Here is a 26850-nt window from a genome sequence, read left to right on the forward strand (position 1 = left end):
GTGCCTAGCCTCGGTCGATGCGAGTGTTGATCACCGGTGGGGCCGGGTTCGTCGGATCGCACGTCGCCGACCGGCTCGCCGCGGAAGGCCACGACGTGCTGCTGCTCGACGCGCTGCTCCCGCAGGCACACGGGGCGGGCGGCTGGGAGCCGGCCCACGAGCACGTGGTCGGCGACGTGCGCGACGCCGACCTCCTGGCTCGGCTGCTGCCCGGGGTGGACGCGGTGTGCCACCAGGCGGCGATGGTCGGGCACGGGGTCGACCCGTCGGACGCCCCCGCCTACGCCGCCCACAACGACCTGGGCACCGCGGTCCTGCTCGCCGCCATGTACGAGGCGGGCGTGCGGCGGCTGGTGCTCGCCGGCTCGATGGTCGTCTACGGCGAGGGGCGCTACGACTGCGCCGAGCACGGGGTCGTCCGGCCGCTGCCGCGCGCCGCGGCCGACCTCGCCGCCGGGCGCTACGAGCCCCGTTGCCCGCGGTGCGGGCGGGAGCTCACGCCGGGCCTGGTCGGCGAGGACGCGCCGCCGGACCCGCGCAGCACCTACGCCGCCACGAAGCTCGCCCAGGAGCACCTCGCGAGCGCGTGGGCGCGCCAGTGCGGCGGGCAGGTGTGGTCGCTGCGCTACCACAACGTCTACGGCCCGCGGATGCCGCGCGACACCCCGTACGCGGGCGTCGCGTCGATCTTCCGCTCCGCCCTCGAACGGGGCGAGCCGCCGCGCGTGCTGGAGGACGGGCGGCAGCGCCGCGACTTCGTGCACGTCACCGACGTCGCCGCGGCCAACGCGCTCGCCCTGACCGCCGACGCGGACGGCTTCGAGGCGGTGAACGTCTGCTCCGGTGAGCCGCGCACCGTCGGCGGGCTGGCCCACGAGCTGGCGGCGCGGATGGGCGGGCCGGCGCCGGAGGTCGTCGGCGGGGCCCGGCCGGGCGACGTGCGGCACGTGGTCGCCGACCCGGCCAAGGCGCGGGAGCGGCTCGGGTTCACGGCTGCGGTGTCGTTCGCCGAGGGCGTCGCCGCGTTCGCCACCGACCCGCTGCGGGAGCAGGCCGTCACCGTTCGGTAAGGGCCGATCAGGGGTCTGACCGGCCTTTTCGGGTCGATGATCGCTGGCGTGGAGATCGTGCTTCCCTGCCTCGACGAGGCGGCCGCCCTGCCCGCGGTGCTGGCCGAGCTGCCGGCGGGCCGGCCGGTGCTCGTCGTCGACAACGGTTCGACCGACGACACCGCCGCCGTCGCTGCGGCGCACGGCGCGCGGGTCGTGCACGAGCCCCGCCGCGGCTACGGGGCCGCCGTGCACGCCGGGCTGCTGGCGGCGCGCGACGAGGTCGTCGCCGTCCTCGACGGGGACGGCTCGCTCGACCCGGCGGCGCTCGCGCCGATGGCCGAGGCCGTGGAGTCCGGCCGCGCCGACCTCGCCGTCGGCAGGCGGGTGCCCGCGCCGGGGGCGTGGCCGTGGCACGCGCGCGCGGGCAACGCGGTGATCGCGGCCCTGCTGCGGGCCCGCGGCGTCCCGGTGCACGACATCGCGCCGATCCGGGTGGGCCGCAGGCGGGACCTGCTCGCGCTCGGCGTCGCGGACCGCGGCTTCGGCTACCCCCTCGAGCTGCTGCTGCGCGCCGGCGCGGCGGGGTGGCGGCTGCACGAGGTCGACGTCGCCTACCGGCCGCGCGCGGGCGGCCGGTCGAAGGTGTCCGGCTCGGTCCGTGGCACGGTACGCGCGGCCAGGGACATGAGCCGGCTGCTCGCGGCGCAGGGGTTGCGGTGAGCCGGGCCGCGGTGATCGTCCTGGCCAAGGCGCCGGAGCCGGGCCGGGTGAAGACCCGGCTGTGCCCGCCCGCCACGCCGGAGCAGGCCGCCGACCTGGCAGCCGCCGCGCTGCTCGACACCATCGACGCGGCCGCGGGGGTGCCCGGCGCCGACCTCGTCGTCGCGTTCACCGGCCGGCTCGCCGGGGCGGCGCGCGGCGGGGAGCTCACGGCCGCGCTGCGCGGTGCCCGGGTGCTGCCGCAGCGCGGCGACGCCCTCGGCGAGCGGATCGCCGCCGCACACGCCGACACCGCGGCGGTGCTGCCCGGGCGCCCGACGCTGCAGCTGGGCATGGACACCCCGCAGGCCGACGCGGCGCTGCTCGCGGCGTGCCTCGACCGGCTCCGTGCGCCCCGCACGGACGCCGTGCTCGGGCTCGCCGCGGACGGCGGCTGGTGGGCCCTGGGGTTGCGCGACCCGCGCGCGGCCCGGCTCGTCGCCCCGGTGCCGACCTCGCGCGCCGACACGGGGGAGCGCACCCTGCGCGCCCTGCGGGACGGCGGGCTGCGGGTCGGCCTGCTCGCGGAGCTGACCGACGTCGACACCGCCGCCGACGCCCTCCAGGTGGCCGCGGCGGCGCCGGGCGGCCGGTTCGCCGCCGCGCTCGCCCGCGTCCCGACGTTCGCGGCGGCGCCGTGACCGCCGCGTTCGACGCCGCGCTGCGCGGCACCCCGGCCCGGATGCTGCGCAGCGACGGCGCGGAGGTCGTGCTCGCGGTGGGGCGGTGGCACGCCGACGCCGCGGGGGATGACGCCTGGCTGCTCGACCGCTGCACCGGGCCCGCGCTGGACCTCGGCTGCGGGCCGGGGCGGCTGGTGGCCGCGTTGCGGCGCCGCGGGATCCCCGCACTGGGCGTGGACACCTCGCCCGCCGCCGTCGCCTCCTGCCGCGCCCGGGGCGCCCCCGTGCTGCACCGGGACCTGTTCGGCGAGCTCCCCGGCGGCTGGCGGCACGTCCTGCTCGCCGACGGCAACATCGGCATCGGCGGCGACCCGCTGCGGCTGCTGCGCCGGGCCGCGCGCCTGCTGCGGCCCGGCGGCACCGTGCTGGTCGAGACCGACCCCGACCCCGCGGCCCGGTGGGCGGGCACGGCGCGGGTGCACACGCCGGACGGCGTGGGGCCGCCGCTGCCGTGGGCGGTGGTGGGTGCGGCCGCGTTGCGGGAGGTCGCTGCGGAGGCGGGGCTCGTCGTGACGGCTGCTCACGCGGGGCCGCGGTGCTTCTCCGAACTGCGCGCGGCCGGGGCGTGAGGGCTGCCCGCGTCGTGCACCGCAACGGCGTGCTCGGCCGGGTCGGCGGGCTCGTCGTGGGTCTCGCCGCATCCGCACCCGCGGCGGATCCGCCTGCTCGCCGCCCATCCGCTGGTGGGTCACGACGACCCCCTCGGGGTGGGGTCGCTGACGGCCACCGCGCGAGACGGTGCGCCCGACGCGACTCACCCGCACCCACCCCGCGACTCACCCGCACTCACCGTGCGACTCGCCGGCACCGAGCCCGCGACTCGCCCGCATCGAGAACGCGACTCGCCGACACGCAGACTGCGACTCGCCGACATGCAGACCGCGACTCGCGCGCACCCAGACCGCGACTCGCCGACGCCGAGCCCGCGACTCGCGCGCATCGAGCCCGCGGCTCGCCGACGCCGGGCCCGCGACCCGCGCACACGCAGCACTACCGGGCCGGGACCTCGGCGGCAGGGAGGGTGATCTCGAACCGGCAGCCGGGGCCCTCGTTGCGCACCGAGATCACACCCTGCTGCGCCTCCACCAGCGCCTTCGCGATGGCGAGCCCCAGCCCGGCCCCGGAGTCCTCGCCCGGCGTGCGGGCGGCGGTGCCGCGGTAGCCGGGGTCGAAGACGCGGGCGAGGTCGGCCTCCGGGATGCCGCCGCACGCGTCCTGCACGGCGAGCCAGGCCTCCGAACCCCGGGTGCCCGCCGAGATCCGCACGGTCGCCCCTGCGGGCGTGTGCCGGATCGCGTTGGTCAGCAGGTTGCGCAGCACGCGCACGAGGTCGGTGTCGCTGCCCAGCACGGTCGGCCAGCAGGCCGGGTGGTCCGCCGTCACGGTGACGCCCGCCGCCGACGCCGCCGCGGCCTCCGCGGCCACCGCGTCCGAGGCGATCTCGCCGAGCGCGAGCCGTTCCGCCGGCAGGCGCAGCGCCGCCGACGTGGCCCGCGACAGCTGGAACAGATCCTCGACCATCGCGGCCATCCGCACCGTCTCCCGGCGGATCCGCTGCAGGTACTCCTCCACCTCGGCCGGCCGGCGAACGACCCCGTCGAGCAGCGCCTCGGTCATGCCGCGGATGCCGGCCAGCGGCGAGCGCAGGTCGTGGCCGATGCCCGCCACCAGCTCCCGCCGGGCGGCCTCGGCCTGCCGCTCGGCCTCGCGGGCCTCCCGCAGCCAGAGCGTCTCGCGGGCGACGCTGCGCCCGAGGAGCATCCCCGCGGGGACGGTCACCGCCGCCACCACGGCGACCACCGCCACCGTCCCCACCAGCTGCGGCGTGTACATGAACCCGCTGGTCGCCACCACCCCGATCAGGGCGGCCAACAGCGGCACCAGCACGAGCGCGGTCATCGTGGCGGTCATCGACCGGCGCCGCATCCGGTGCACCACGAGCCCGCCCACCAGGGCGGCGGGCAGCGCGGACAGCAGGGCGATCGGCGCGGCCCTGGCCAGCTCGACGAGGACGTTCATCCGTCGGCGGGATCCGCGTCGGTCGGGTCGTAGCGGTAACCGGTGCCCCAGATCGTCGCGATCCGCCGGGGGCGCGTCGGGTCGGCCTCGATCTTCTCCCGCAGCCGCCGCACGTGCACGGTGACGGTGGACTGGTCGCCGAACTCCCAGCCCCACACCTCGGCCAAGAGCTCCGCGCGCGTGTACGCCCGGCCGGGGTGGGCCATCAGGTAGGCGAGCAGGTCGAACTCCCGGGTCGTCAACGCCAGCTCGCGCCCGTCCAGGTGGGCGCGGCGGGCGACCGGGTCCACCCGCAGGCCCCCGTCCACCAGCACCTCGGCCGCCGGCTCCGGCGGCCGGGAGCGGCGCAGCACGGACCCGATCCGCAGCACCAGCTCGCGGGCGCTGAACGGCTTCGTGACGTAGTCGTCGGCGCCGAGCTCGAGGCCGAGCACCCGGTCGTCCTCCTCGCCGAGGGCGGTGAGCATGACGATCGGCAGGCGCTCGTCCTCCGCGCGCAGCGCCCGGCAGATGTCCAGGCCGGTCATGCCGGGCAGCATCAGGTCGAGCACCACCGCGTCCGGGTTGCGCTCGCGGGCGGCGCGCAGCCCGGTGGGGCCGTCCGCGGCCAGGTCGACCTGGTAGCCCGCCTCGTCGAGGTAGCGCCCCACCACGTCGCGCACCGTCGCATCGTCGTCCACCACCAGCACGCGCGCCGTCATGGGACGAGCCTATGCAGGCGCACGGGCGGGCGACCCTTACGAGACGCTCACCGATCCGGCGATCCGGGCCCCGCGGCGGCCGAGCCGACCTAGCGTCGGCCCGTGCCCAGCGTTCGCTTCCGAAGTCCCCTGCGCGGACCGTGGCTGACCTCGGTGTTCGCCGCCGCGCTGCTCGTCGGGATGCCGATCCTCCTCGTCACCGGCCTGCTCGACCGCGTCGCCTACGGGCCGGGGCAGGGGCTGCCCGGCGAGGTCGGCCTGCTGCAGCTGCCGCCCTTCGACTGGCCATCCAGCCCGTCGTGGCTGTTCCGGCTGACGCAGGGCGTGCACGTCGGGCTCGGGATCGCGCTGGTGCCGGTGGTGCTGGCCAAGCTGTGGTCGGTGATCCCGAAGCTGTTCGCCTGGCCGCCCGTGCGCTCGCCCGCGCACGCGCTGGAGCGGGCGACGCTGCTCCTGCTCGTCGGCAGCACCCTGTTCGAGATCGCCACCGGGCTGCTCAACATCCAGTACGACTACGTGTTCGGGTTCAGCTTCTACACCGGCCACTACCTCGGCGCGTGGGTCTTCGCCGCCGCCTTCGCCGCGCACGTGGCGCTGAAGTTGGGCACGATGCTGCGCGCGCTGCGGTCCCGCTCGCTGCGCAGCGAGCTCGCCACGCCGCTCGCGGCGACGGTGCCCGAACCGGTCGACGAGACCGGCCTCGTGGCGCCCGACCCGGCGCCGCCCACGATGAGCCGCCGCGGCGCGCTCGCCCTCGTCGGCGGAGGGTCCGCCCTGCTCGTGGCCCTGTCGGTCGGGCAGGTGCTCGACGGCCCGGCCCGCGCGAGCGCCCTGCTGCTGCCGCGCGGGCGGACCACGGGGGACGGCGGCCCGAACGCGTTCCCGGTCAACCGCACCGCGGCCGCCGCGGGCGTCGCCCCGACCGCCGAATGGCGGCTCGCGCTCTCGGGCGCGACCCCGCGCACGTTCACCATGGCCGAGCTCGCCGCCCTGCCCCAGCACACCGCGCGGCTGCCGATCGCGTGCGTCGAGGGCTGGTCGACGGTGCAGACGTGGACCGGCGTGCGGCTGCGCGACCTCGCCGCGCTCGCCGGCGTGCCGCGGCCCGCCTCGGCGTTCGTCGCCTCGCTCGAGGACGGCCCGTTCGCCCGCAGCACGCTGACGTCCGGGCAGGTGCTCGACCCGGACGCGCTGCTCGCGCTGCGGGTCAACGGCGCCGAACTGAGCCTCGACCACGGCTTCCCCGCGCGGATCGTCGTGCCGGCGCTGCCCGGCGTCCGCTGCACGAAGTGGGTGCGCTCGATCGAGTTCCGGGAGGCCTGATGCGCCGCTTCACCGACCGCTACGGCGCCCGCCCCGCCCACCTGGTCGGGTGCACGGCCTGCCTCGCCCTCGCCGCGTACGCCGCGTCGTTCCTGCTCGGCGACCCGGCCCTGCCGCGGGTGCTCGCCTGGTTCGTCGGCGCCGCCGTGGTGCACGACCTCGTGCTGTTCCCGCTCTGCGCCCTGGTCGACCGGGCGCTCACCCGGCTGCCGCGGGCGCCGGTGCCGCTCGTCAACCACGTGCGGGTGCCGCTGCTCGGCGCCGGGCTCACGTTCTGCGTCTTCCTGCCCGGGATCGTGCGGCAGGGGGAGGCGACCCACCTGGCCGCCACCGGGCTCGACCAGCAGCCCTACCTGGGCCGGTGGCTGGGGTTGGTGGCCGCGATGGCCGCGGTGTCCGCGCTCGTCTACCTGGTGCGGTGGGCGGTCACCACACGGTCAGCAGCAGGTGGTTGACGGCCAGCGCCAGGACGGCCTGCGCCGCCAGCCAGTACCGGGGCCGCGGCAGCAACGCACACGGGATCACGAGCCAGACCGCGAACGGCAGCCAGATCCGCTCGACCTCGCCCTTGCTCATCCCGGACAGGTCGGCGAGCAGGATCGCCGCGACGCCCGCCGCGGTGAGGAGGGCGGCCCGGGCGGGGAGCCCGCGGGCCCGCCGCAGCCCGGCCACGACCGCCGGGCCCAGCGCGAACAGCACCGCGGCCAGGTTCGCCCACACGAAGTAGGCGTACGGCCGGGTCGCCGCGATGCTCGCCGCGTAGATCACCTGGACCCGCTCGAACCCGGTGAACCACCAGAACCCGCTCGCGGTGAACGCGGCGACCACGGCGAGCGCCCCGACGGCTGCGAGCGCGCCCGCCCGCACCCCGCGCGTCGCCACGAGGACCGCGAGCGCGGGCAGGGCGCCCAGCACCAGGCCGTAGGACAGGTACAGGCACCAGCCGAGCAGCACCCCGGCCAGGACGGCGACGACGTCGGCCCGCGGCCGGGCGCAGGCGACCGCGAGCAGCGCGACCCCCCACGCGAGCACGGCCGCGAACATCCCGTCCGCCGACACCCCCACCCAGACCGCGCCCGGCAGGAGCACGCCGAAGGGCAGCGCGCGGCGGGCCACGTCCTCGGCCCCGAGCGCCCGCACCGCGACCGCCACCGCGATCGGCGCGGACGCCCCGACCAGCATCACGACCACCCCGGCCGGCCCGCCCCCGCCGAGCCCGAGCCGGTCCAGCCACACGAACGTGAGCAGCGCCCCCGGCGGGTGCGCGCCGACATGGGTGGTCCAGAAGCCCGGCCGGTCGGTGAGGATGTGGTCGGCGAACGTGCGCAGCATCGCGGCGACGTCCGTCACCCGCGGCACGTCGTGCAGGTACTCCTGGCTGCTGCTGAGCCGCTCGACCACCCCGCGCCGCCAGCCGTCCACCAGCGCCAGCGCGACCGTCCACGTGACCGCGGCGGCGTACCCGGCGGCGAGCAGCGGCCCCCAGGCCAGCCGGGCGGAGAGCTCCGGCCCGCGCGCCACCACCAGCACCGCGACCGCCACCGCCGCCGGCGTCCCCGGCCCGACGTGCGGCAACCACTCCGCGAGCAGCGGCGGGAACGGCAGGAAGATGTTCACCCCGTCGGCGAGCAGCGCGCGCCCGACCAGCGCGGCGGCCACCACGCCCAGCGCCGCCCCGGACACCGCCGCGAGGTCGCCGGCGACGCGCGTTCTCCTGCTCACGGTGGCCGGCACGCCTGGACGCTATCCGCGCCGGGGCCGCAAGATCCTTACGGCTTGCGAACGCCGCCCGCCCGGCCGCGGGCATGCGGGCATCCCGGCCAGCCGGTATCGGGGATGCCCGCTCGCAGCGACGACACGGGCGCCCGACGCCGGCAACCTGGTCGGGTGAAGGCGAGTGCGGTGGTGGAGGCAGCGCTGGGGCGACGCGCCCGGCACCGGTCGGCGCACGTCGCCGACCCGGTCGACCCGACGGCCCACCCCGCCGCCCGGCGCCGCGTGCGCGGCGACAGCGCGGGCCTGGTCTGGTGGGTCCGCTGGTACCGGGCCCGGTGGGCGGCCCGAAGGGCGCTGCGCTCCCGATAGCGGCGTCAGCGGCGCAGCTTCGCCGCCAGCGCCGCCGCGGCCGCCCGCGGGTCCTCCGCCTCGGTGATCGCGCGCACCACCACGATCCGGTCCGCGCCCGCGGCGAGCACCTCGTCGAGCCGGGCGTGGTCGATGCCCCCGATCGCGAACCACGGCCGCGACGGCTTCCGCCCCGCGACCCTGCGCACCAGGTCCAGGCCGGGGGCGGGCCGGCCCGGCTTCGTCGGCGTCGGCCAGCACGGGCCCACGCAGAAGTAGTCCACCCCGGGCTCCTCCGCGGCCGCCGCCGTCTCCTCCGGGCTGTGTGACGACCGCCCGATCACGACCTCCTCGCCCACCACCCGCCGGGCCCACCGAACGGGCAGGTCGTCCTGGCCGAGGTGCAGCACGTCCGCGCCCGCCGCGAGCGCCACGTCCGCGCGGTCGTTCACCGCCAGCAGCGCGCCGTGGCGCGCGCACGCCTCGGCGAGCACCTCCAGCGCCGCCAGCTCGTGGCGGGCCTCCAGCGGGCCGTCCGGGCCCTTGTCGCGCAGCTGGATGATGTCGACCCCGCCGGCCAGGGCGGCGTCGGCGAACTCCGCGAGGTCGCCGGTGCGGCGGCGGGCGTCGGTGCAGAGGTAGAGGCGGGCGTCGTCGAGTCGCTTGCGCGCGGTAGCGCCGTCGAAACCAGGCACACCCCGACGCTACTGCGTTGTTCGGCCTCCGCTCCGCTCCGGCGGGTTGTTCGGCCTCCGCTCCGCCCCGGCGGGGCGGGCTTGCCCTGCCGGATCGGCGGGGGCGCAACCGCGGCGTGCTTGCGGGGTGTCGTGACCAGCGCGCACGCTGCTGCGGCCGGTGTGTCCGCCCCCGGGAGGGCGTAGGGTGAATTGCAGGTGACGCACGGGAGCCCGTACGGCGGGCTGAGAGGGGATCGGACCAGATCCCGACCGTCGAACCTGATCCGGGTCATGCCGGCGCAGGGAGCGGAGATGATGTCGAACTCGTTGACGGTGGTCGGGGCGGGCGTGATCGGCCTGTCCTGCGCGTGGCGCGCGGCCGAGGCCGGCCTGCGGGTCACGGTGCTCGACCCGGCGCCCGCCTCCGGGGCGTCGTGGGTGGCCGGCGGCATGCTCGCCCCGGTCACCGAGGCGTGGCCGGGCGAGGAGGCGCTGCTGGAGCTCGGCGAGCACGCGGTCCGGCGCTGGCCCTCCTTCGCCGAGGAGCTGGGGGCCGCCGCGGGGCAGCCGGCCGGGCTCCGCACCGACGGCACGCTCGTCGCCGCCACCGGCACCGGCGACCGCGCCGAGCTGGAGGCGCTCGCCGACTTCCTGGCCCGCCTCGGCCGCGAGGTCGAACGGCTCTCCGGCCGCGAGATGCGCCGCCTCGAGCCCGCGCTCGGCCCCGACGTGCGCGGCGGCCTGCTGGTGCCCGGCGACCTCGCCGTGGACAACCGGCAGCTGCTCGCCGCCCTGCGGGCCGCGGCCGAACGGGCGGGCGTCGAGATCATCCAGCGCGCGGTCCGCGCCGTCCTCGACGACGGCACCCGGGTCACCGGCGTCCGCACCGACGACGGCGACCTCGAGGCCGGCACCGTCCTGGTCGCCGCGGGCGCGCACTCGGCCGCCCTGCACCCGGCGCTGGAAGGCCTGGTCCGCCCGGTCAAGGGCGAGATCCTGCGCATCGCCCACCGGCCCGGCGCGTTCCCGCCGCCGAAGCGGACGGTGCGCGCCCTCGTCGACGGCAGGCCGGTCTACCTCGTCCCCCGCGACGGGGGCGGGCTGGTCGTCGGTGCCACCCAGACCGAGCTGGGCTTCGACACCGAGGTCACCATCGGCGGCGTGCGCGACCTGCTGCGCGACGCCGAGCGGATCCTCCCGGGCATCGCCGAGTACGCGCTGGTCGAAAGCGCAGCGGGGCTGCGCCCGGGCAGCCCGGACAACCTGCCCCTGATCGGCGCCCGCGGCCCCGACGGCCTGCTCGTGGCCACCGGCCACCACCGCAACGGGATGCTGCTCGCCCCCGTCACCGCCGACGCCGTGCTGGCGCTCCTGCGCGGCGAGGCCGTCCCCGAACCCGTGCGGGCCGCGGACCCGTCCCGGGCCGCCCTGGCCGGGCCCGCCGGCTCAGCAGGCTTCCACCCCACCCGGTTGGCCAGGAGGTAGCACGTGCAGGTGTGGATCAACGGTGAGGAGCGCGAGCTCGCCGACGGCGCGTGCGTGCGCGACGCGCTGGACGCGCTCGGTGCCCCGGAGACCGGCATCGCGGTCGCCGTCGACGGCGAGGTCGTGCCCCGGGCCGACTGGGCCGCCACGGCGCTCGCCCCGGGCGCGCGCGTGGAGGTGCTCACGGCGGTGCAAGGAGGATGACGATGACCGAAGACCTGCGCCCAGGCGCGACCCTCGCCCCGGAGCCGCTGGTGATCGGCGACCGCAAGATCGCCTCCCGGCTCATCATGGGCACCGGCGGCGCCTCCAACCTCGAGGTACTCGAGCGGGCGCTGATCGCGTCCGGCACCGCGCTCACCACCGTGGCCATGCGCCGGATCGACGCCACCACCGGCACCGGCGTGCTCGACCTGCTCCGCCGCCTGGGCATCGAGGTCCTGCCCAACACCGCGGGCTGCCGCACCGCGGCCGAGGCGGTGCTCACCGCCCGGCTCGCCCGCGAGGCGCTGGAGACCGACCTCGTCAAGCTCGAGGTGGTCGCCGACGAGCGCACGCTGCTGCCCGACCCGATCGAGCTGCTCGACGCCGCGGAACAGCTGGTCGACGACGGCTTCACCGTGCTGCCCTACACCAACGACGACCCGGTGCTCGCCCGCAAGCTCGAAGGCGTCGGGTGCGCGGCCGTCATGCCGCTCGGCTCGCCGATCGGCACCGGGCTGGGCATCCGCAACCCGCACAACATCGAGATGATCGTCGAGCAGGCGGGCGTGCCGGTCGTGCTGGACGCGGGCATCGGCACCGCCTCCGAGGCGGCGCAGGCGATGGAGCTGGGCTGCGATGCGGTGCTGCTCGCCACCGCCGTCACCCGTGCCGGCGATCCGGAACGGATGGCCCACGCGATGAAGCTCGCCGTCGAGGCGGGCCACGCCGCCCGGCTCGCCGGTCGCATCCCCCGCCGCTACTGGGCGCAGGCCTCCTCACCGGCCATCGACTCCTGAGGCACCCGGCCGGGTGCGGCGTGCCGGACGGCCGCCGCGCCCGGCAGGCGGCAACCTGGCGCCGGAGGTGGTCCGGATGGCCCGGCAGGGGCGGGCACTCGTCGTTCTCGCGCTGGTGGTCGTCGCCTGCGGCGGCCCGAAGCCGGTCCCACCCCCCGCCGGGGCGCCCGCGACCGGATCCCCGACGGAGGTGCCGACCACGCAGCCGGCGCCCCAGCCGTCCGTGCCACCGTCCGTGCCACCGACCCGGCCGCCGACCGGGGCGCGGGTCGCCGTGCCCGTCTACTACGTGGCCGAGACCCCGGCGGGCCCCCGGCTCCAGCGCGAATTCCACTCCGTCGTCACCGACGACCCGGCGAGCGCTGCGGTCCGCGAGATGCTCGCCGGCCCCACCGGCGTCGACCCCGACTACCGCACGTACTGGCCGCCCGGCACCGCGCTGCGGGAACCGGTCCGCCGGGAGGGCGGCGCGATCGTCGTCGACCTCACCGGCGCCGGAGCGGCCCGGATGGGCGAGCGGCTCGCCGAGCTCACGGTGCAACAGCTCGTCTTCACGGTGCAGGGCGCGCTGCAAGCGACCGACCCCCTCCGGATCCTCGTCGACGGCGCGCCGGTCCGCGACCTGTGGGGCGTCGACGTCTCCGCTCCGGTCCGCCGCGGCGACCCCTACGCGCTGCGCTCCCTCGTGCAGATCGACTCGCCCGCCGACGGTGCCCGGGTCGGTCGACAGGTCGAGGTGCGCGGCGAGGCGGCGGTGTTCGAGGCCACGGTGCTGTGGGAGGTGCTGCGCGGCGCCGAGGTCGTCCAGCGCGGCGTCGCCGGCACGGCGGAGGGCCAGCGGTTCGCCCCGTTCGCCTTCACCGTGACGCTCGAGCCCGGCGAGTACGCGGTGCGCATCACCGAGGACGACCCGTCCGACGGCGAGGGCCGCCCGGTCCTGTCCGATGACAAGACGATCACGGTGGCGGGCTGACGCCACGGGGCGTGGTGCGGCAACCTCACAACCGCGGCGCCCGCCTCGTCGTACCGGTGAGGCAGGTGCGACCGAGGGAGCCGGCATGATCGAACCAGGCGCGCTGATGGGCGAGCGCCGCAGGCTGACCGACCTCGCCTACCGCCTCCTCGGCTCCGTGGCCGAGGCGGAGGACGCGGTCCAGGAGGCGTACGCCCGCTGGTACGCCATGCCGCCCGAACAGCAGCGGGAGATCGCCTCGCCCGCCGGGTGGCTGACGACGGTCACCGGCCGCATCTGTCTCGACGTGCTGCGTTCGGCGCGGGCCCGCCGCGAGCGTTACGTGGGCGAATGGCTCCCCGAGCCGGTGCCCGGCCCCACCGGCGCCGACCCGGCCGACCGGATCACCCTCGACGAGTCGATCAGCATGGCGTTCCTGGTCGTGCTGGAGTCGATGACCCCGGCGGAACGCGTGGCGTTCATCCTCCACGACGTGTTCGGCTACCCGTTCTCCGAGGTGGCCGAGATCGTGGGGCGCACCCCCGCCGCGTGCCGCCAGCTCGCCGTGTCGGCCCGCCGCCGGATCGGTGCCGCCCAGCCGCCGCCGGCGCCCGCCGCGGCGACGGCGGGCCTCGTCCGGGCCTTCAAGCGGGCCTGGGAGGCCAAGGACCTCCACGCGCTGATCACGATCCTCGACCCGGGCGCCGTCGCGGTCGCCGACGGCGGCGGCCGCGCCAGCGCGTTGCCGGACCCGCTCGAGGGCGGCGAGCGCATCGCGCACGCCTGCGTCGAGTGGGCGAGCCGGGCGCCGGAGCTGGAGCTCGTGGAGACCACCGTCAACGGCCAGCCCGGCCTGCTCGGCCGGCTGGGCGGCGTCCCGGTCGCGGTGTGGGCGTTCGCGGTGGCCGACGGCCGGATCGCCCGCATCTGGGCCGTCCGCAACCCGGAGAAGCTCCGCGCCTGGGACGGGCGGCTAGCGGGGCGACCCCTCAGTCCGGCGGCGTGCTCGGGGCGCGCAGCCCGAGGCTGCGCAGCTCCAGCGCCGCGAGCGCGTGCACCACGGGGCGCTCGTCGCGCCGCCACGACATCGCCGGGTCGGGCGCGACCCGCAGCAGGCTGCGCACCGGCCTGCGGGTGAGGGCGCGCAGGGCGAGCAGGTCGGAGTCGACGGCGCGCGCCGCGACCGCGGAGTGGGCCAGCCGCGCGTAGCGCACCCGCAGCGGCAGCCAGGCCAGCAGCACCGGGATGAGGCCGAGCAGCACCGTCGCGACGGTCGTGCCGAACGCGATCCGGGCGATCGCCTCCATCTGCTCCTGCCCGGCGGCCACCAGCGAGTCGCCCGCCCCGGCCCCGGTGCCCAGCGCCCGCTCGAGCTCGTCGCCGATGAACGGCACGTTGGCCGCGGTGCGCGCCGCGTCGTCGAACGCCCCGCGGATCGACTCGCCCGCCCCGGCGAGGGTGCGGGCGGGACCCTGCAGGGACAGCACGAAGTCGTGGACCGCGCGCGCGACCACCACGGTCAGCCAGATCCACCCGACGGCCAGCAGGTCGGCCAGGAGCTGCAGGCCGGCCCGGCCCGGGTGCTCGGCGTAGAACCGCATGGGGGCGGAGGGTAGTTCGTCAGACGTCCTCGGCGGCCTGGGCGGCGGGATCCCAGGACAACCCGGGGACGCCCCACCCGTTGCGCTTGAGCATCTTCTTCGCGGCCCGCTTGTGGCGGCCCACGAGGCGGTCGATGTAGAGCAGGCCGTCGAGGTGGTCGGTCTCGTGCTGCAGGCAGCGCGCGAGGAAACCGCGCCCCTCCACCTCCACCGGCTTGCCGTCTGCGTCCACCCCGGTGACCCGCGCCCACTCGGCCCGGCCGGTCGGGAAGTGCTCGGCGGGTACCGAGAGGCACCCCTCCTCGTCCTCCTCGGGGTCGGGCATGGTCTCGGGGCGCTCGGACGTCTCGAGCACCGGGTTGACCACGACACCCCGCACGCGGGTGCGCGTCACCTCGTCGGGGCAGTCGTAGACGAACAGGCGCAGGTCGACCCCGATCTGGTTCGCCGCGAGCCCGACGCCCTCTGCGGCGGCCATCGTGTCGAACATGTCCTCGACCAGGCGCTTCAGCTCGTCGTCGAACGTCTCGACGGGACGGGTCGGCCGGTGCAGGACCGGATCGCCGATGATGCGGATGGGACGGACGGCCACGGCGTGACCCTACGTGGTCCCCCGGTCTCCCGATCGGGCAGCGCGTGCCTCCCCCGTTCCCGTCGGGTCCCCGTGGTTCAATGGCCGACGCGAATGACAGGTATGTCATTTCGCCCGGAGCGAGCCCCACGAGGAGCGTGATGGAGTCGGCCACCGAATCCAGCGGGCGCGCTCCCGCCGGCGGCGCGGCGGGCGCGCTGGACCGCAGGGAGCGCGAGATCCTCGCGTTCGAGGCTCAGTGGTGGAAGTACGCGGGCGCCAAGGAACAGGCGATCCGCGAGCTGTTCGACATGTCGGCCACGCGCTACTACCAGGTGCTCAACGCCCTCATCGACAAGCCAGAGGCGATGGCCGCCGACCCGCTGCTCGTCAAGCGGCTCCGGAGGCTGCGCGCCAGCCGGCAGCGCACCCGCGCGGCGCGCCGCCTGGGAATCGAGCCGTGGTGACGGCAGCATGATCGCCGACCGGGTCGCCGCGGCGACTCGTCACCGACCGGAACCCCCCAGCACACGGAGGCCAGCGTGATCGAGCCCGCGACCGCAGTCGAGGTCCGCTCGTGACCACGCCAGGTGCGGGTGGCGGTCCCTCGCCGTTGCGGCTCGGTGGACTCGGGCTGATCGGCGTCGCCGTCGTCGCCGCGATCATCGGCCTGGCGAGCATGGCGACCAACGGCGACCCGACCGCGACGGTGTCCCCGTCGGCCGACGCCTCGAACGTGACCTCGGAGCCCGCGGCCGCCCCGCCGGCCGAGCCGCCGCCCACCGAGCAGCTGCCCACCGAGCCGCTGCCCACCGACGCGGCCGCGCTGCCGACGTTCGCCGAACCGGTGCCGGGCGAGCCCGTTCCCGGTGAGCCGGTGCCCGGGGCCGTCCCGCCCGGCGAGGCGGCGCCCGCTCCGGGCGCCCCCGCCGAAGGGGCCCCCGGTGCGCCCGCGCCGCAGGCCGCCCCGGCTCCCGGCGCCCCGGCCCCCGCGCCCGGCGCACCCGCGGGTGAGCCGGCTCCGGCTCCAGGTGCTCCGGCCCCGGCTCCCGCCCCGGCCCCCGGTGGGGCCCCGGCCCCCGCTCCGGGTCCCGGGGAGGCCCAGGCCGCCCCGCGGCAGGCGCCCGCCCCCGCCCCGGGTGGCGGCGGCGCGCCTCAGGCGGCGCCCGCGCCGAGTGGCGGTGGTGGTGGCGGCAGCGGAGCCAACACCGGCAGCGACGCCGGGGCCCGCGGTGGTGGCGGCGGCGGTGGTGTGAGCGTCGCGCGCCTGCCGCTGCGCGTCTACAACAACAGCACGATCGCAGGCCTGGCCAGCCGGGCCGCCGAGGACTTCCGCCGCGCGGGGTGGCCGATCGACGAGGTCGGCAACTACCCGCACGGCATCATCCCGACCTCCACGGTGTACTACCGCCCCGGCACCAACGAGGAGGCCTCGGCGAAGGCGCTGGCCGAGCGGTTCGGGATGCGGGCCAACCCCCGCTTCGAGGGCATCCGCAACGCCTCGCCGGGCATCATCGTGATCGTCACGGCCGACTACGGCCGCTGATCCGAAGGCTCAGGTCAGCCGGCGCTCGGCGTAGGCCTGCAGCTCGGCGAGCTGCACCGGGTCGAGCGACGGCGGCACCGCGGCCCGGGCGGCGGCGATGTGCGCGCTCGTCACCTCGGCCGCGTCGAGGGACTCCCGCATCGCGGTGAGCGCCGCCTCGCGCAGCACCGCGGCACAGTCGGCGGCCGAGTAGCCCTCGAGCTCGGCGCCGAGCGCGTCGAGGTCGACGTCCGGCGCGAGCGGGGTGTGGCGGCTCGCCGCCCGCAGGATCTCGGCCCGCGCGGCCGCGTCCGGCGGCGGAACGTACACGAGCCGCTCCAACCGTCCCGGGCGCAGCAGGGCCGGGTCGATCAGCTCCGGCCGGTTGGTGGCGCCGACGACGACCACGTCCCGGCGCGGCTCGGCCCCGTCGAGCTCGGTGAGCAGGGCGGCGACGACCCGGTCGGCGACCCCGGAGTCCGACGACTGGCCGCGCCGGGGCGCGAGCGCGTCCACCTCGTCGAGGAAGACGAGCGCCGGCGCGGCGTCGGCGGCCTTGCGGAACAGCTCGCGCACCGCGCGCTCGGACTCGCCGACGTACTTGTCGAGCAGCTCGGCGCCCTTCACCGCGAACACGTTCAGCTGGCCGGTGCCGGCGAGCGCGCGCAGCAGGAACGTCTTGCCGCAGCCGGGCGGGCCGTAGACGAGCACCCCGCGCGGCGCCGCGACCCCGAGCCGGGCGAACGAGTCGGGGTACTGCAGCGGCCACAGCACCGACTCGGTCAGCGCCTGCTTCACCTCGGCCATGTCGCCGACCTGGTCGAGCGTGATGCCGCCGGTCTGCAGCGTGTCCGACGAGGACATCGAGATCGGCCGGACCGAGCCGACCGCGTCGAGCAGGTCCTCCTGGCAGATCCGCGGCTCGCCCTCCCCCGGGTGGCGCAGCGCGGCCTGCACGGCCGCCTCCCGGCGCACGGCCGCGAGGTCGGCGGCCACGAAACCGGGCGCCCGCTCGGCCACGGCCTTGAGGTCGACGTCGTCGGCGAGCGGGACGCCGTCCAGCAGGCGGCGCAGCAGCTCGACGCGGGTGCGCAGGTCGGGCAGGGCGAGCCCCAGCTCGCGGTCGACGAGGTCGGGGGCGCGCAGCCGCGGGTCGACCGACTCCGGGGCCGAGGTCGTCGCGACCAGCGCGAGCCCCGGCGTGGCCACGGCGGCCCGCAGCGCGTCGAGCGCGACGGTGGCGAGCGGCGGCGGCGAACTGGCGGGCAGCAGCGCCTCGACGTCGGTGACGACGAGGACGGTCCGGCCGCCCGTGCGCGCCTTGCCGATGATCTCGTGCAGCCGCTGCGACGCGGTCCCCGCCTCCAGCGCCGCGATCCCGGGCCCGGACAGCTCGACCGTGTTCGCGCCGACGGCGGCGGCCGCGCTGCGTGCGAGCGTCAGCTTGCCGACCCCCTCCGGGCCGATGAGGAGGACGCCGAGGCGGGGCGACCCGCCGAGGCGGGTGAGCAGGTCGGGCCGGTCGAACGTGAGCTCCAGCCACTCCACGAGCTTGCGCGCGGCCCCGGTGTTGCCGACCAGCTCCTCGATCGGCGGCGGGGCGGGCTCGGTCGGCTCACCGGAGGTCGCTGCGGGCGGGGGCGCGGGCGCGGTGGCGCTGCTCGTCGCCGGCGCGGGGGCCCCGGTGAGCGTCGCGCCGGTGTCCGGGCCGCCCTCCCAGCCCACCACCGTGCTCGGCTTCACCGCCACCGCGCCCGCGGGGTCGACGGAGGCGACGGTGAGCAGCTCCGTGGTCCACGCGCTGCCCAGCGCGCCGGAGACGCGCTGCCGGGCCGCGGAGGCGTTCGAGCCGGGCGCGGGCACGACGTCCTGGGGGAGCAGCGACACCGCGTCGCCCGCGGTCACGACCTTGCCCACGAGCGCCAGCCGGATCGTCTCCGGGGTGAGCGCCGCCCGGGCGAGCCGCGACCCGGTGAGCGTGACGCGCCGCGCCGGTTGCACGGTCGCCGGGGCCACCACGACGGGCGAGCCGTCGGTGAGGCCCGCGTTGGACAGGGTGACGTCGTCCAGCGTCGCCTGGCCGGCCGGCCCGGTCCCGGGCGCGACGATCGCGGTGGTCACGCGGGCCCCGGTCAAGGTCACCGCGTCCCACGAGCGCAGCCCCAGCGCGTCGATGACCTCGGGGTGCAGCCGGACGACGCCGCGCCGGGCGTCTGCCGCCGACGCGGCGAGCCGGGCGACCAGGGTGATGGAGGCAGCCACGCCGCAGACGCTATCGGGGCGCGGGAGCCCGCCGGCAGCTCCCCTGACCCGGCGGCGGCGCTCCTTAAGGGGCCGGATCCGGGTCGGAACGGGGGCCGACCCCGAGGTCACGGCCGCGTGCGGGCGGCAGGCTCGAGGCATGGACTCGAGCACCGAATCGACCACCCGCATCACCGTCGACGGCGACCCGGTCATCGGCGCGGCCCCGACGTACGACGTGCCGCCGCAGGCCGGGCCGGCCCCCGAACCCGCCAAGCCGAAGTTCCGGCTGCGCCGCAGCCGCAACGACCGCATGATCGCCGGGGTCTGCGGCGGGCTCGCCGAGAGCCTCGGCGTGGACGCCGCGATCATCCGCATCGGCCTGGTGACCGTCACCGTGCTCGGCTTCGGCATGGGGATCGTGCTCTACGCCGCGGTCTGGGCGCTGGCCCCGGAGACCGACGAGCCGTGACCGTCGACGGGCGCCCGGCCTCCGACCCGCGCCCGGACCCCGACTCACCCGCACGAGCTCACGACTCGCCGGGGTCCAGGGCGCGACTCGCCCGCACCCAGCCCGCGACTCGCGGGCGCTGAGGGCGCGACTCGCCGGTCAGGGGTGCAGCTTCGCGCCCTTGACCACCTTGTCGACCGCGTTGCGCGGCCCGTGCACGGCCAGCCCGACCAGCTTGAGGTCGTCGCGGGCGACCGCTTGGACGACCGCGCGGTTCGCCTCGTCGTGGGTGGTCGTGAACATCTCCTCGGTGTAGACGGCGGTCGGCAGCCCCCGGCGCACGGCGCGCTGGTGGGCCGCGGCCATCACGTCGGAGTCACCCGCGAACACGAGCACCGGCTGGCGGAACATCGGCGTGTACAGCGTGCCGTCCGCGTCGGTGTACGGCTCGCCGAGCAGTTCGGGGTTCGCCGCGATCCCGCTCGCGAGGAACGCGGTGACGTTCAGGCGCTGCCAGACCTCCAGGTCGTCGCGCAGCAACACGGCGATCTTGGTGTCGAAACGCACGGGTCGAGCGTGCCCGCCACGGGCGGTGCCGGTCTTGTACGTTCTTGACGTGCCTGCCGTGCGGGCGTGGGCACCGCGGGTGCCCGGCATCGTCGAGGTCTTCCACGCGTGGTTCACCGACCACGCGTACCCGGAGCACACCCACGACACCTGGACGCTGCTCGTCGTCGACGAGGGCGCGATCCGCTACGACCTCGACCGGCACGAGCACGGCGCCCTGCGCCCCGGCGTCACCCTGCTGCCGCCGCACGTCTCCCACACCGGGCGCTCCGCGACGCCGCACGGGTTCCGCAAGCGGGTCCTCTACCTCGACACCGAGGTGCTCGACACCGCGCTCATCGGGGCGGCCGTCGACGCGCCCGCGCTCGTCGACCCGCTGCTGCGCACGCGCGTGCACCAGCTGCACCGGGTCCTGGAGTCACCCGGGGCCGCACTGGAGGCCGAGAGCAGGCTCGCCCTGATCGGCGACCGCATCCGCCGCCACCTGCGGGCCCCCGCGCCGCCCCCGCCGCCCGACCGGCTCGCCGCCGACCTGCGCGACCTGCTCGACGCGCACGTGGTGCCCGGGATCGCCCTGCGCGAGGCGGCCGAGCGGCTGCACGCCCACCCCGCCCACCTGGTGCGCTCCTTCACCAAGGCCTTCGGCCTCCCGCCGCACCGCTACCTCATCGGCAGGCGCGTGGAAGCAGCCCGGCGCAGGCTGCTCGACGGCGAGCCGCCGGCGCAGGTCGCCGCGCACGTCGGGTTCCACGACCAGGCGCACCTGCACCGGCACTTCACGAAGCTCGTGGGCACCACCCCGGGACGCTACGCGCGCGGCGCCTGAAGCGGTGGGGTGCTCTCCCGCAGCACGACCTCGCCGCGCACCCGCCGCACCCGTGGCTGGTCGGCCGGTTCCGCCAGCACCATCTCCACCGCGGCCGTGCCGAGCTCCTCGAGCGGCAGGCGCACCGTGGTGAGGGCGGGCGTGACGTCGCGGAGCGTGGCGATGTCGTCGAACCCGGCGACGGCCATCTCCGACGGCAGCGCGACCCCGCGGTGGCGCAGGGCGGCCATCGCGCCGACGGCCATCACGTCGTTGACCGCGAAGACGCAGGTGGCCTCCGTGCCGCGGTCGAGCAGCTCGTTCATCGCCTCGTAGCCGCCGTCGCGGGTGAACCCGCCGTACACGACGTCGCCGGGGTCGATCCGCCCACCGGCGCGGGTGACGCCCTCGCGGAACCCCGCGGTGCGGTCGCGGGCGGTCAGCAGGTCGGCCCGGCCCGCCAGCACGGCGAACCGCCGGTGGCCGAGCCCGCACAGCGCCTCGGCGAGCGCCCGCGCGCCGCCCCGGTTCTCCACCACGACCGTGTCGGCCGGGATCTTGCGCTGGCTCACGAACGCGATCCGCCCACCGGCCTGCTCGAAGGCGCGCACCTCGGCCGCCAGCCGGTCGAGCAGCTCGCGGTTCTGCACCCTGCTCCCGACGATGATCACGGCGCGGGCGCGCTGCCCGCGCAGCGCGGCCAGGTAGTCGAGCTCGCGCTCCTCGCGCCCGAACGTGCACGCCATCGTGACCACGAGGTGCTCCTCCTCGGCGGCCCGGATCGCGCCCGCCGCGATCGAGGAGAAGTAGGGGTCGGCGACGTCGGAGAGCACCAGCCCCACGATGTTCGTGCGGCCCCTCGCCATCGCCTGCGCCTGCGCGTTGGCGGAGTAGTGCAGGGCCTCGGCCGCGGCGAGCACGCGTTCCTGCAGGTCGGGGCGCACCCGCCGGGTGCTGCCGTTCAGCGCCCTCGACGCGGTGGCCAGGGAGACCCCCGCCGCCTTGGCGACGTCGAGCAGGGTGACCGACGCGCCGGGGGTCCGTTCGCCGCGCTCGCTCATCTCAGGCCTCCCTCCGTGGCCACGCGGGTGGAGGCACCGGACGCCACGCTCGGGTCCGCGCGCCGCCGACCGGTTCGCGTCGGACGAGCCTACCCCGCCCGTGCCCTGCAGGAATGCGCATTCCCCCGCATGGGCGCGGCGCGTGCGCCGGCACGATCACCGCGGCTGTCGTCCGAAGTGCCGAAGGCCCGCGCGGCCCGGCCCCTCGGGGCGACTTCACACCCCCCGGGTGCACGTCAACAGGCGCCGGCGGGGTGAAGCGCACTCACGATTGGTGAGGTCGGCGCAGGTGGGCCGGGTCGTACGGGGACAGGTAGCCGCACATGCCGAGCGTGGTCTGCGGGGGCTGCTCCATGCGCGCCACCGCGGCCTGCCGGAGGTGGCCGTGGTCGCCCGCGGCCAGCGCGTCGATCTGCTCACCGGTGCGCCGGCTCGCCGCGGCCGCGCCCCGCTCCCAGCGCTCGCGCCAGCCGGCGAGCCGGGGCCGCACGAGCGCGGCCGCGGCGGCGTAGAACTCCTCCAGGGCGGCGCCGTCGCCCGCCTCCGCGCGTTCGCGCAGCCGCGCGAACCCGGCGAGCGCGAGGTCCCGGCGCGCCAGCGCCCGCTGCGGCGACGGCCCGCCCGGGCCGGTGATGCGGACGGCCCGCGCGTAGGCGTCCGGGTCGGCGAGGTGCTCCGGGGGCAGCGTCAGGACCGCGTCCCCGGCCTCGGGCAGCCCGCTGTTCTGCATGATCGCGAGCAGCCGCAGGTCGCCGCCGTTCACCGCGCGGTGGATCGTGCCGGGGGTGAACCACACGACGTCGCCGGGCCGCAGCGGCGTCTCGGCGAAGCCCGCGGCCGTGATGGTCTGCACGCGCCCGACCCCGCCGACCACGACGTAGCCCTCGGTGCAGCACAGGTGCACGTGCGGCGAGCCGCCGGCAAGCCCGTTGGGCGCCTCCCACTCGTAGACGCGCAGCGCCGTGAGGCCCACGGCGCCCGGCAGCTGGGGGGTCACGGCGCGCGCTCCGCGGCGAAGCGCTCGATCTCCTCCCGCGCCCAGATCCGGTCGGCGACGACGACCCGGTGCGCGAGCTCCAGCTCCTCGCCATCGGCCAGCGTGATCTCCTCGTGGAACGCGGGCGAGGGGTTGATCGCCGGGAACGGGTCGTTGCGCACGAACCAGGTGATCTTGCCCCGGCTGGTGGAGCCCGCGAACACCAGCACGGTGGCGCCGCCGTCGACCTCGTCGTTCTCGCCGGTGTAGGCCAGCCACGGTGAGGCGGACGTGCCCATCGCCTCCGGGCCGCCCCCGTCGGAGGTGATGATCTCGCCGCCGGTGAACCCGCGCGGGCCGCGCCAGAACAAGCCGGTGTAGCCCGCGTTGAACCGGCCGGCGGTGGTGGGGCTGCCCAGGTGCAGGTCCTCGCCGCGGATGTTGGTCAGCCGGGTGGCGAAGTCGAGCGTCCAGGTGCCGCGGGCGGGGTCGACGTCGTGGAAGCGCAGCCTGCGGTGCTCGGACACCCACTCCTCGCCCGCGGCGGTCACCCACGTGAGCCGTTCGGCGAGCGTCAGCTCGTCGCCGGTCAGGTCGATGACGTCGAACGCGTCGTGCCGCATCGCGCCGACGTTGTCCCTGGGCACGTAGCCCTGCCCTGACACGTAGGTCCGCCCGCCCCAGAAGTTCTGGCCCGACACGTGCGACCACGTCATCTGCAGGCCCTTGTGCCAGCGGTGGTCGTGCGGCCGGTAGGCCGACACGAGCGCCCCCGACAGCGTGCGCATCGGGTGCAGGTACGGCTTCGGCGACTCGAAGGCGGGGATGTCCTCCCCGTAGACGTACGCGGCGATCTCGACGGCCCCGACCGCCACGCCGATCCGCAGGCCGTGCTCGTGGGTGACGGTCAGCGCGCTCATCGAGCCACCTCCGCGGTCTCGGGTGCGTACCGGCCGCCGCCGTCGAGCCGGTCGTAGAACGGGTTGCCGGGCACCAGCTCGGAGCGCAGCACCGGGCGGCCGGTGATCGCCGACTGGTACAGGCCGGTGATCAGCTCCATGCTGCGCCGCCCGTCGGCGCCGCTCGCCGGGGGCCGCTCGCGCCGGTCCATGGCGCGCAGGTGGTGCGCGAGCTGGGCGGTGTGGGAACTGCGCACGTCGTCGGTGGGCCGCCAGCCCGGGTCGGCCACGCCGGCGCGGGGCGTCCAGCGCCAGTCGGAGTTGCCGTAGCCGTAGAGGTGGGAGACCTCCACGGTGGCGTCGGTGAAGTCGAGGCGCAGGTAGCTCTCCTCGCGCGGCGACAGCACGCTGTTGACGACCGAGACGAGTGCGCCGGAGGCGAACCGCACGGCGGCGAGCGAGACGTCCTCGGTCTCCACCGCGCGGTCCAGCGTGCCCATCATGGCGCGGACCTCCTCCCAGTCGCCCAGCAGCGACAGCATGAGGTCCATCTGGTGGATGCCGTGGCCCATCGTCGGCCCGCCGCCCTCGGTGTCCCACTTCCCGCGCCACGGCACCTCGAAGTAGGCGTGGTCGCGGTACCAGAGCGTGTGGCAGACGCCGACGAGCGGGCGCCCGAGCGCGCCGTCGGCGATCTGCCGCCGCAGTGCCTGCGCCGCCGACCCGAAGCGGTGCTGGAACACGTAGCCGACATAGGGCCCGCCGTCGCGCTCCAGCGCGGTGAGCTCGTCGTACTCGGCGAGCGACAGCACCGGCGGTTTCTCGCACCACACCCACGCGCCCGCCTCGAGGCAGGCCGCCACCCCGGCGCGGTGCGCCGCCGGCGGCGTGCAGACGACCACCAGGTCCGGCCGGTGCTCGGCGAGCATCGCGCCGACGTCGGTGTGGTGGTGTGCGACCCCGTGCTCGGCCGCGAACGCCGCGGCGCGGTCGCCGTCGACGTCGACGACCGCCACCAGCTCGGTGCGGTCGCCGTGGGCGCGGAGGGCGGGCACGTGCCGGTGCCCGGCGATGCTCCCCGCGCCCACGATCGCGACGCGGTACCGCTCGGTGCGGTCCGACATGGGCCTCCTCGGCTCAGCATGCGCTTTCCGCTGATCGGGTAATCGGTTTCCCACCCTCCATCGGGCGCCCGAACCCCGTCAAGGGCCGCGCCGTCGGACGGCCGTGGCCACGATCACGGCGTGGCGCGACCGCACCAGTTGGCGAGCCGCTCGGTCGGCCCCGCGCCGTCGCGCGGTGGCACCGGCGCCTCGAACGGCACGCGCCCACCGCGCGGCTCCGCGGGCAGGAACCGCTGCATGGCCGCCAGCACCGGTTCGACGATCGCGGGATCGGCCTCGGCGGGCCGGCCCGTCGCCACGGCGAGGTCCCAGCCGTGCACGAGCGTCTCGGACGTGTACGCCATCAGCGCGGCGCGGCCCGGCACCTGCCCGAACGGCGCGCGGACCGGGCGGTCGAGCAGCTCCGGGTCGCGCCACACGGCCCGCACGACGTCGACCGCCTCCGCGTAGGCGCCTGCCCAGTCGTCGCCGGGCGGCTGCGGCGCGCTCGACGGCACCGAGAACGGGTCCTCACCCCGCCCGACCGCCGCCGCGCGCTGCGGGGTGGCGACGAGGTGGGCGAGCAGCGCCCGGACGTCGAACTCCGAGCACGGGGTGGGCAGGGTGAGCTGGTCGGTGCGGACCCCGCGCACCAGCCCGAGCGCCCAGGCCAGGGCGCCGTCGTAGAGCGGGCGGGGGTCGGTGGTCTGCGTTGTCGTCGTCATGCGGACAAGCCTGCCGCCGATACACGACACCAACTGTCATGTATTTCTGGCATCCTCCGACCGTGCGCGCCGACCGCCTCCTGTCGCTCGTGCTGCTGCTGCAGCACCGCGGGCGGATGTCCGCGAAGGAGCTCGCCGGCGAGCTGGAGGTCTCCCCGCGAACCGTGCTGCGCGACATCGAAGCGCTCTCCGCTGCGGGCGTCCCGGTCTACGCCGAGCGCGGGCGGCACGGGGGTTTCGCGCTCCTGCCCGGCTACCGCACCGACCTCACGGGCCTCACCTCGGAGGAGGCGCTCGCCCTCGTCGTCGCCGGCTCGCGCACCACGGCGTCGGCCCCGGGGATGGCGCCCGCCCTCGCGTCCGCGATGCGCAAGGTCGTGGCGGCGCTGCCCGAGCCCCAGCGCGACGCCACCACCGAGGCGGCCGGCCGGATCCTGGTGCGGCCCGACGGCATGATCCCGCGCCGCACCGCGGGCGGCGAGGACTGCGCGGTGCTGGACGACCTGCGGCGGGCCGTCTTCGCCGGGCACAAGGTGCGCATCCGGTACGCGGCCGGCGACGCCGAGCCGCGGTGGCGCACGGTCGACCCGATCGGCCTCGTCAGCGCGCAGGGCAAGTGGTACCTGCTGGCCACCCGCGACGGCGCCGACCGCACCTACCGCGTCTCCCGCATGCGCGAGGTGCAGGAGCTGCCCGAGCCCGCCGAGCGTCCCACCGGTGTCGACCTGGAGCGGGTGTGGGAGGAGCGGCGCGCCCGCTTCTCCGCGGGGTTCCCGGGCCTCGTCGCCGACGTGCGGGTGCGCGAGGCCGTGCGCGCGAGGTTGGTCGACCGCGCCCTCCAGGTGCGCGCCGAGCGCCCGGACGGGCCGGGGTGGCTGCGGATCGAGCTCGACTTCGGCGGGCTCGACCACGCGCTCGCCATGGTCTGGGCGTTGGGACCCGACGCCGAGGTGCTGGGCCCGCCCGAACTGAGGGCCGCCACGGCCGAGCGCGCCGCGGCCACCGCCGCACGGTACGGCTGACCGGCCCGGGAACGCCGCAGGGGCGGCACCCGGTGCGGGTGCCGCCCCTGCAGGACGTGCGACTGCCAGGTGGTCGGACTCAGAAGTCCATGCCGCCCATGCCGCCGGACGGGTCGCCGGCCGGAGCCTTCTCCTTCTCCGGCTTGTCGGCGATGACCGCCTCGGTGGTCAGGAACAGCGCCGCGATCGAGGCGGCGTTCTGCAGCGCGGAGCGGGTGACCTTGGCCGGGTCGATGATGCCGGCCTTGATCAGGTCCTTGTACTCCCCGGTCGCGGCGTCGAGGCCCTCGCCGGCGTTCAGGCCGCGGACCTTCTCCACCACGACGCCGCCCTCGAGGCCGGCGTTGACCGCGATCTGCTTGAGCGGGGCCTCCAGCGCCACCTTGACGATGTTGGCACCGGTGGCCTCGTCGCCCTCGAGCCCGAGGCCCTCGAACAGCCCGGCCCCGGCCTGCAGCAGGGCCACGCCACCACCGGCGACGATGCCCTCCTCGACGGCGGCCTTGGCGTTGCGGACCGCGTCCTCGATGCGGTGCTTGCGCTCCTTGAGCTCGACCTCGGTGGCCGCGCCCGCCTTGATCACCGCG

At 76.6% G+C, this 26850-nt stretch carries 30 protein-coding genes and 1 riboswitch; of the genes, 17 read left to right on the forward strand and 13 right to left on the reverse strand.

The annotated features are described in order from the left end of the window. The first annotated feature begins 17 nt into the window (after positions 1-17). From VKZ81_RS09195 to VKZ81_RS09210, 4 genes are read left to right on the forward strand one after another with little or no spacing between them, the layout of a single operon-like run. Positions 18-1070 carry an NAD-dependent epimerase/dehydratase family protein gene (locus VKZ81_RS09195; RefSeq protein ID WP_324241034.1) on the forward strand — a complete coding sequence of 351 codons (1053 nt, stop codon included), beginning with the start codon at positions 18-20 and terminating at the stop codon, positions 1068-1070. Positions 1071-1118: 48 nt separating this feature from the next. Beyond that, on the forward strand, positions 1119-1772 hold the full coding sequence (locus VKZ81_RS09200) for a glycosyltransferase family 2 protein (RefSeq protein WP_414709349.1): 654 nt from the start codon (positions 1119-1121) through the stop codon (positions 1770-1772). Further along, positions 1769-2452, forward strand: a complete 684-nt coding sequence (locus tag VKZ81_RS09205; RefSeq protein WP_324241036.1) for a TIGR04282 family arsenosugar biosynthesis glycosyltransferase — start codon at positions 1769-1771, stop codon at positions 2450-2452. The genes VKZ81_RS09200 and VKZ81_RS09205 overlap by 4 nt, the downstream gene beginning before the upstream one ends. Next, positions 2449-3063, forward strand: coding sequence for a class I SAM-dependent methyltransferase (locus tag VKZ81_RS09210; RefSeq protein ID WP_324241037.1), 615 nt, complete (start codon positions 2449-2451; stop codon positions 3061-3063). Before VKZ81_RS09205 ends, VKZ81_RS09210 begins: the two co-directional genes overlap by 4 nt. Positions 3064-3484: 421 nt before the next feature. Here the strand turns inward: VKZ81_RS09210 and VKZ81_RS09215 are convergent, their stop codons facing one another. Both VKZ81_RS09215 and VKZ81_RS09220 read right to left on the reverse strand, forming a co-directional pair. Further along, positions 3485-4513, reverse strand: coding sequence for a sensor histidine kinase (locus VKZ81_RS09215; RefSeq protein WP_324241038.1), 1029 nt, complete (start codon positions 4511-4513; stop codon positions 3485-3487). Next, on the reverse strand, positions 4510-5214 hold the full coding sequence (locus VKZ81_RS09220; protein WP_324241039.1) for a response regulator transcription factor: 705 nt from the start codon (positions 5212-5214) through the stop codon (positions 4510-4512). Before VKZ81_RS09220 ends, VKZ81_RS09215 begins: the two co-directional genes overlap by 4 nt. A 102-nt stretch (positions 5215-5316) precedes the next feature. Here VKZ81_RS09220 and VKZ81_RS09225 point away from each other — a divergent pair, with 102 nt between their 5' ends. Both VKZ81_RS09225 and VKZ81_RS09230 read left to right on the forward strand, forming a co-directional pair. Continuing rightward, positions 5317-6537, forward strand: a complete 1221-nt coding sequence (locus VKZ81_RS09225) for a molybdopterin-dependent oxidoreductase (protein ID WP_324241040.1) — start codon at positions 5317-5319, stop codon at positions 6535-6537. After that, the gene (locus VKZ81_RS09230; protein WP_324241041.1) at positions 6537-6992 is read left to right on the forward strand and encodes a hypothetical protein; all 456 of its coding nucleotides are present in this window, start codon (positions 6537-6539) and stop codon (positions 6990-6992) included. The genes VKZ81_RS09225 and VKZ81_RS09230 overlap by 1 nt, the downstream gene beginning before the upstream one ends. On the opposite strand, the gene VKZ81_RS09235 is transcribed toward VKZ81_RS09230, so the two are convergent. Then, positions 6964-8271 carry a hypothetical protein gene (locus VKZ81_RS09235; protein WP_324241042.1) on the reverse strand — a complete coding sequence of 436 codons (1308 nt, stop codon included), beginning with the start codon at positions 8269-8271 and terminating at the stop codon, positions 6964-6966. The two genes, VKZ81_RS09230 and VKZ81_RS09235, sit on opposite strands and share 29 nt — an antisense overlap. A 153-nt stretch (positions 8272-8424) precedes the next feature. Here VKZ81_RS09235 and VKZ81_RS09240 point away from each other — a divergent pair, with 153 nt between their 5' ends. Continuing rightward, positions 8425-8622: a hypothetical protein gene (locus tag VKZ81_RS09240; protein WP_324241043.1), complete on the forward strand. Its 198-nt coding sequence runs from the start codon at positions 8425-8427 to the stop codon at positions 8620-8622. 5 nt (positions 8623-8627) lie between these two features. Here the strand turns inward: VKZ81_RS09240 and thiE are convergent, their stop codons facing one another. Continuing rightward, positions 8628-9296: a thiamine phosphate synthase gene (thiE, locus tag VKZ81_RS09245; RefSeq protein WP_324241044.1), complete on the reverse strand. Its 669-nt coding sequence runs from the start codon at positions 9294-9296 to the stop codon at positions 8628-8630. 195 nt (positions 9297-9491) lie between these two features. Continuing rightward, positions 9492-9601: riboswitch (TPP riboswitch) on the forward strand. Here thiE and thiO point away from each other — a divergent pair. From thiO to sigJ, 5 genes are all read left to right on the forward strand, one after another. Further along, positions 9591-10763: a glycine oxidase ThiO gene (thiO, locus tag VKZ81_RS09250; RefSeq protein ID WP_324241061.1), complete on the forward strand. Its 1173-nt coding sequence runs from the start codon at positions 9591-9593 to the stop codon at positions 10761-10763. (Overlaps the previous riboswitch by 11 nt.) Before the next feature lie 3 nt (positions 10764-10766). Next, a complete protein-coding gene (gene thiS / locus VKZ81_RS09255; RefSeq protein ID WP_324241045.1) occupies positions 10767-10967 on the forward strand; it encodes a sulfur carrier protein ThiS in 201 nt (66 codons plus the stop codon). 2 nt (positions 10968-10969) lie between these two features. Next, complete coding sequence (locus VKZ81_RS09260) at positions 10970-11764, forward strand: thiazole synthase (RefSeq protein WP_324241046.1); 795 nt, start codon at positions 10970-10972, stop codon at positions 11762-11764. Positions 11765-11840: 76 nt separating this feature from the next. Next, positions 11841-12737 (forward strand): GerMN domain-containing protein, encoded by an 897-nt coding sequence (locus VKZ81_RS09265; RefSeq protein ID WP_324241047.1) that lies wholly within the window; start codon positions 11841-11843, stop codon positions 12735-12737. 85 nt (positions 12738-12822) lie between these two features. After that, positions 12823-13854: an RNA polymerase sigma factor SigJ gene (gene sigJ, locus VKZ81_RS09270; RefSeq protein WP_324241048.1), complete on the forward strand. Its 1032-nt coding sequence runs from the start codon at positions 12823-12825 to the stop codon at positions 13852-13854. Positions 13855-14336: 482 nt separating this feature from the next. Here sigJ and VKZ81_RS09275 read toward each other — a convergent pair whose 3' ends face one another. Next, on the reverse strand, positions 14337-14909 hold the full coding sequence (locus tag VKZ81_RS09275) for a peptide deformylase (protein ID WP_324241049.1): 573 nt from the start codon (positions 14907-14909) through the stop codon (positions 14337-14339). A 140-nt stretch (positions 14910-15049) separates the two neighbouring features. Here VKZ81_RS09275 and napA point away from each other — a divergent pair, with 140 nt between their 5' ends. Beyond that, a complete protein-coding gene (gene napA, locus VKZ81_RS09280; protein ID WP_324241050.1) occupies positions 15050-15355 on the forward strand; it encodes a nucleoid-associated protein NapA in 306 nt (101 codons plus the stop codon). Positions 15356-15465: 110 nt separating this feature from the next. Next, entirely contained in the window at positions 15466-16434 is a 969-nt protein-coding gene (locus VKZ81_RS35100) for a LytR C-terminal domain-containing protein (protein ID WP_414709350.1), read from the forward strand. Between the two features lie 9 nt (positions 16435-16443). Here the strand turns inward: VKZ81_RS35100 and VKZ81_RS09290 are convergent, their stop codons facing one another. Beyond that, positions 16444-18675: an AAA family ATPase gene (locus tag VKZ81_RS09290; protein ID WP_324241051.1), complete on the reverse strand. Its 2232-nt coding sequence runs from the start codon at positions 18673-18675 to the stop codon at positions 16444-16446. 139 nt (positions 18676-18814) lie between these two features. On the opposite strand from VKZ81_RS09290, the gene VKZ81_RS09295 reads away from it, so the two are divergent. Further along, a complete protein-coding gene (locus VKZ81_RS09295) occupies positions 18815-19126 on the forward strand; it encodes a PspC domain-containing protein (protein WP_414709351.1) in 312 nt (103 codons plus the stop codon). Positions 19127-19264: 138 nt separating this feature from the next. Here the strand turns inward: VKZ81_RS09295 and VKZ81_RS09300 are convergent, their stop codons facing one another. After that, a complete protein-coding gene (locus VKZ81_RS09300; RefSeq protein ID WP_324241052.1) occupies positions 19265-19672 on the reverse strand; it encodes a DUF2000 domain-containing protein in 408 nt (135 codons plus the stop codon). A gap of 49 nt (positions 19673-19721) precedes the next feature. Between VKZ81_RS09300 and VKZ81_RS09305 the strand changes: the two genes are divergently transcribed. Continuing rightward, positions 19722-20498, forward strand: coding sequence for a helix-turn-helix transcriptional regulator (locus VKZ81_RS09305; RefSeq protein ID WP_324241053.1), 777 nt, complete (start codon positions 19722-19724; stop codon positions 20496-20498). Here the strand turns inward: VKZ81_RS09305 and VKZ81_RS09310 are convergent. The 5 genes from VKZ81_RS09310 to VKZ81_RS09330 all read right to left on the reverse strand — a co-directional run bounded on the left by VKZ81_RS09310 (position 20480) and on the right by VKZ81_RS09330 (position 25241). Then, on the reverse strand, positions 20480-21538 hold the full coding sequence (locus VKZ81_RS09310) for a LacI family DNA-binding transcriptional regulator (protein ID WP_324241054.1): 1059 nt from the start codon (positions 21536-21538) through the stop codon (positions 20480-20482). The two genes, VKZ81_RS09305 and VKZ81_RS09310, sit on opposite strands and share 19 nt — an antisense overlap. Positions 21539-21803: 265 nt before the next feature. Then, positions 21804-22535 carry a cupin domain-containing protein gene (locus tag VKZ81_RS09315; protein ID WP_324241055.1) on the reverse strand — a complete coding sequence of 244 codons (732 nt, stop codon included), beginning with the start codon at positions 22533-22535 and terminating at the stop codon, positions 21804-21806. After that, positions 22532-23434 carry a DUF6807 domain-containing protein gene (locus tag VKZ81_RS09320; protein ID WP_324241056.1) on the reverse strand — a complete coding sequence of 301 codons (903 nt, stop codon included), beginning with the start codon at positions 23432-23434 and terminating at the stop codon, positions 22532-22534. Before VKZ81_RS09320 ends, VKZ81_RS09315 begins: the two co-directional genes overlap by 4 nt. Continuing rightward, complete coding sequence (locus VKZ81_RS09325) at positions 23431-24537, reverse strand: Gfo/Idh/MocA family protein (RefSeq protein ID WP_324241057.1); 1107 nt, start codon at positions 24535-24537, stop codon at positions 23431-23433. The genes VKZ81_RS09320 and VKZ81_RS09325 overlap by 4 nt, the downstream gene beginning before the upstream one ends. Before the next feature lie 113 nt (positions 24538-24650). Continuing rightward, positions 24651-25241, reverse strand: a complete 591-nt coding sequence (locus VKZ81_RS09330; protein WP_324241058.1) for a TIGR03086 family metal-binding protein — start codon at positions 25239-25241, stop codon at positions 24651-24653. A gap of 62 nt (positions 25242-25303) precedes the next feature. Here VKZ81_RS09330 and VKZ81_RS09335 point away from each other — a divergent pair, with 62 nt between their 5' ends. Beyond that, positions 25304-26263 (forward strand): helix-turn-helix transcriptional regulator, encoded by a 960-nt coding sequence (locus VKZ81_RS09335; protein WP_324241059.1) that lies wholly within the window; start codon positions 25304-25306, stop codon positions 26261-26263. Positions 26264-26342: 79 nt separating this feature from the next. Here the strand turns inward: VKZ81_RS09335 and VKZ81_RS09340 are convergent. After that, positions 26343-26850: TCP-1/cpn60 chaperonin family protein (locus tag VKZ81_RS09340; protein WP_324241060.1), on the reverse strand; the 508-nt coding region annotated here is incomplete at its 5' end.

The sequence above is a fragment of the Pseudonocardia sp. genome (assembly GCF_035305885.1).
Classification (GTDB): Bacteria; Actinomycetota; Actinomycetes; order Mycobacteriales; family Pseudonocardiaceae; genus Pseudonocardia.